Genomic DNA, 3,385 nt, shown 5'->3' on the forward strand with positions numbered 1-3,385 from the left:
GGCGAGGGCGGCGTAGCGGTCGTCGCGCTCGTCGTGGGGGTTCAGGTGCTGCTGCGCGCCGCGGCGGGTGTGCTCGGTGTGCTCCTGGCAGTCGACGAGCAGCGCCGCGTCCCCGTCGGACACCGCGCGCCCGCCGGGCCCGCCCGCCGACAGCTCGACGCCCGCCCACAGGCCGCGCCCGCGCACCTCGTCCACCCCGTGCCCGACCAGCTCGCCCAGCCGCGCGTGCAGGTGCCCGCCCAGCTCGCGGGAGCGCTCCTGGAACTCGCCGGTGGCCAGCAGCCGCACCACCGCGCGGCCGACGGCGCAGGCCAGCGGGTTGCCGCCGAACGTCGAGCCGTGCTCGCCGGGCCGCAGCACGTCCAGCACCGCGTGCGAGCCGACCACGGCGGACACCGGCACGATGCCGCCGCCGAGCGCCTTGCCGAGGGTGTAGAGGTCGGCGCGCACGCCCTCGTGGTCCAGCGCGAGCACCTCTCCGGTGCGGCCGAGCCCGGACTGGATCTCGTCGGCGACCAGCAGCGCCCCGGCCCCGTCGCACACCGCGCGCACCCCGGCCAGGTAGCCGGCGGGCGGCACGACGACACCGGCCTCGCCCTGCACCGGCTCCAGCAGCACGGCGGCGGTGCGGTCGGTGACGGCGGCCTCCAGCGCGGCCAGGTCGCCGTACGGGACGACCCGGAAGCCGGGGGTGAACGGGCCGTAGTCGGCGCGGGCGCTCTCGTCGGTGGAGAACGACACGATCGTGGTGGTGCGGCCGTGGAAGTTCGAGCCCGCCACGACGATCTCCGCCTGGCCGTCCGGCACGCCCTTGACCCGGTAGGCCCACTTCCTGGCGACCTTCACCGCGGACTCGACCGCCTCGGCGCCGGAGTTCATCAGCAGCGCGACCTCGGTGCCGGTCAGCTCCGCGAGCTCGTGGCAGAACGGGCCGAGCTGGTCGTGGTGGAACGCCCGGCTGGTGAGCGTGACCCGGCCGAGCTGCTCGACGGCGGCGGCGACGAGGGCGGGGTGCCGGTGCCCGAAGTTGAGCGCCGAGTAGCCCGCCAGGAAGTCCAGGTACCGGCGCCCCTCGACGTCGGTCACCCAGGCCCCCTCGCCGTGCGAGAGCACGACGGGCAGCGGGTGGTAGTTGTGCGTGCTCCAGCGCTCGTCGAGGTCGATGAAGTCCGAGGCGGTGCGCGGGGCGGTGTGGTGGGCGGTGGCGGTCATGCCCTCAGGCTAGAGGGCGTGTGGTGGCGTTTTCAGCCGTCAGGTGTTGCGCTTCCGGTGTATTCATTGCGCAATCGGGCGATTTCCCGGCGATCCGTTGCAGAGGGTGTTGGATCAACGGCCGAACGGGTGGCGCACCTAGGATTCGGCGGTGGGGCGGAGGGGTACTGCGCCGTTCGCGGGCGGCGTGACGGCCTGCCCGCGCCGAGACCGAGGAACGGGGTTGCTGATGACGGAGGCCGGTACCGGGAGCGCGGCGGTGTTCCTGGGCACCTACACGACCTGGGAGGGCGGCGGCGAGGGCGTCGGCCTGGCCGCCTACGACCGCGCGAAGGGCGTGCTCACCCACACCGGGGTGGTCGCCGACGTGCCGAACCCGTCCTTCCTCGTCCGCGAGGGCGACCGGCTGTACGCGGTCAACGAGCAGCAGGACGGGGCCGTGACGGCGCTGGCGATCGGCGCGGACGGCGTGCCGGTCGTGCTCAACCGGCAGTCGACCGGGGGCGCCGACCCGTGCCACCTGGTGCTGCACGAGGGGCACCTGCTGGCCGCGAACTACACCTCCGGCAGCGTCTCGGCGCACCCGGTGCTGCCGGACGGCTCGCTCGGCGAGCGGAGCGACCTGGTGCGGCACGAGGGCTCCGGCCCGAACCGGGACCGGCAGGAGGGGCCGCACGCGCACCAGGTCGTCGTGGACCCGACGGGCCGGTTCGTGCTCGCGGTGGACCTGGGCGCGGACGCGGTCTTCACCTACCGCCTGGTCGGCGGGAGGCTGGAGCACGTCGCCACCGCGCGCACGCACGCCGGGGCGGGCCCCCGGCACCTGGCGTTCCACCCCGGCGGGCGGTTCGCCTACATCGTGAACGAGCTGGACTCGACCGTCACCGTGGCGGCCTGCGCGGACGGCGTGCTGACGCCGGGCGCGGTGCTGAGCACGCTGCGCGAGGAGCTGCCCGAGGGCGGCGAGAACCACCCGGCGGAGATCCTGGTGTCCCCGGACGGGCGACACGCGTACGTGTCGAACCGGGGCCACGACAGCATCGCGGTGTTCCGGGTGCTCGACGACGGCGCCAGCCTGGAGCTGAGCGCGCTGGTGCCCGCGTGGGGCGCGCACCCCAGGCACCTGGCGTTCGACCCGACCGGGGCGCTGCTGTTCGCGGCGAACCAGAACTCGAACACGGTGGCGACGTTCGAGCTGGACGAGGCGGGACTCCCCGTGCCCACCGGCACCTGGCCGACGCCCGTTCCGGTGTGCGTCACCTTCTGACGGGTTAACGGGCTGCGGCGGCGGGCGGGCGCGGTGGTAGGTCCGGTGCATGAGACTCCTGGCGGCAGCGCTGATCGCCGCGCTCGCACCACTCGCATCGGTCTCCTCCGCGCTCGCCGCGCCTGAACAGGCCCCGGTGATCGCGGAGGTCGCAGGCGCCCCGATCACCGGGGCCCGCATCCGCCCCGAGCACCTCGCGCTCGGCGACTCGTTCGCGTCCGGCCTCGGCGCGGGTTCCGAGTCCGGGGCCTGCAAGCGCAGCCAGGCCGCGCACCCGGTGCTGTGGGCGGCGCGGCTGAACTCGTCGCTGTCGTTCCAGGCCTGCACGGGCGCGTCGACCGCCGACATCGCGGGCCAGGTCGCGGCGGGCGTGAACTCCGAGACGTCCTCGGTGACCCTGACCGTGGGCGGCAACGACGCCGGGTTCACCGAGGTGATGACCACCTGCACCACCGGCACCGACTCGTCCTGCGCCCGCCGGGTGGCGGCGGCCGAGCAGTTCATCCGCGCCGAGCTGCCCGCCCGGCTGGACGCGGCCTACGCGGCGGTCAGGGCCCGCACCCCCGCGCCCGTCGCGGTGGTCGGCTACCCGAGGCTGTTCGAGGAGGGCTTCTGCCTGCTCGGCCCGTCGACGGCGCGGCGCGCGGCGGTGAACCGGGCGACCGACCTGATCGTCGCGACCACCGCCGCCCGCGCCAGGGCCGCCGGGTTCTCGTTCGTGGACGTGCGCCCGGCCTTCCGGGGCCACGGCGTCTGCGGCGGTTCCCCGTGGGTCAACGGCATCTCCCTGCCGATCACCCGCTCCTACCACCCGAACCGCGCGGGCCAGCAGGCCTACGCGGCGGCGCTGCGCGCCGCGCTGCTCCCGGCGGGCTGACGCCTGCGGCGCCGGGTCGCCCCGACCCG

General features: G+C 75.2%; 3 protein-coding genes. 2 read left to right on the forward strand and 1 reads right to left on the reverse strand.

The window, feature by feature from the left end; translation table 11 throughout:
• Window positions 1–1,212: ornithine--oxo-acid transaminase (gene rocD, locus ACTUAL_RS19440; protein ID WP_440901250.1), on the reverse strand; the 1,212-nt coding region annotated here is incomplete at its 3' end.
• A 229-nt stretch (window positions 1,213–1,441) separates the two neighbouring features.
• Between rocD and ACTUAL_RS19445 the strand changes: the two genes are divergently transcribed.
• Both ACTUAL_RS19445 and ACTUAL_RS19450 read left to right on the forward strand, forming a co-directional pair.
• On the forward strand, window positions 1,442–2,479 hold the full coding sequence (locus tag ACTUAL_RS19445) for a lactonase family protein (RefSeq protein ID WP_096492168.1): 1,038 nt from the start codon (window positions 1,442–1,444) through the stop codon (window positions 2,477–2,479).
• A gap of 49 nt (window positions 2,480–2,528) precedes the next feature.
• Window positions 2,529–3,356: an SGNH/GDSL hydrolase family protein gene (locus tag ACTUAL_RS19450; RefSeq protein ID WP_096492167.1), complete on the forward strand. Its 828-nt coding sequence runs from the start codon at window positions 2,529–2,531 to the stop codon at window positions 3,354–3,356.
• Window positions 3,357–3,385: the final 29 nt, after the last annotated feature.

Source organism: Actinosynnema sp. (assembly GCF_052038725.1).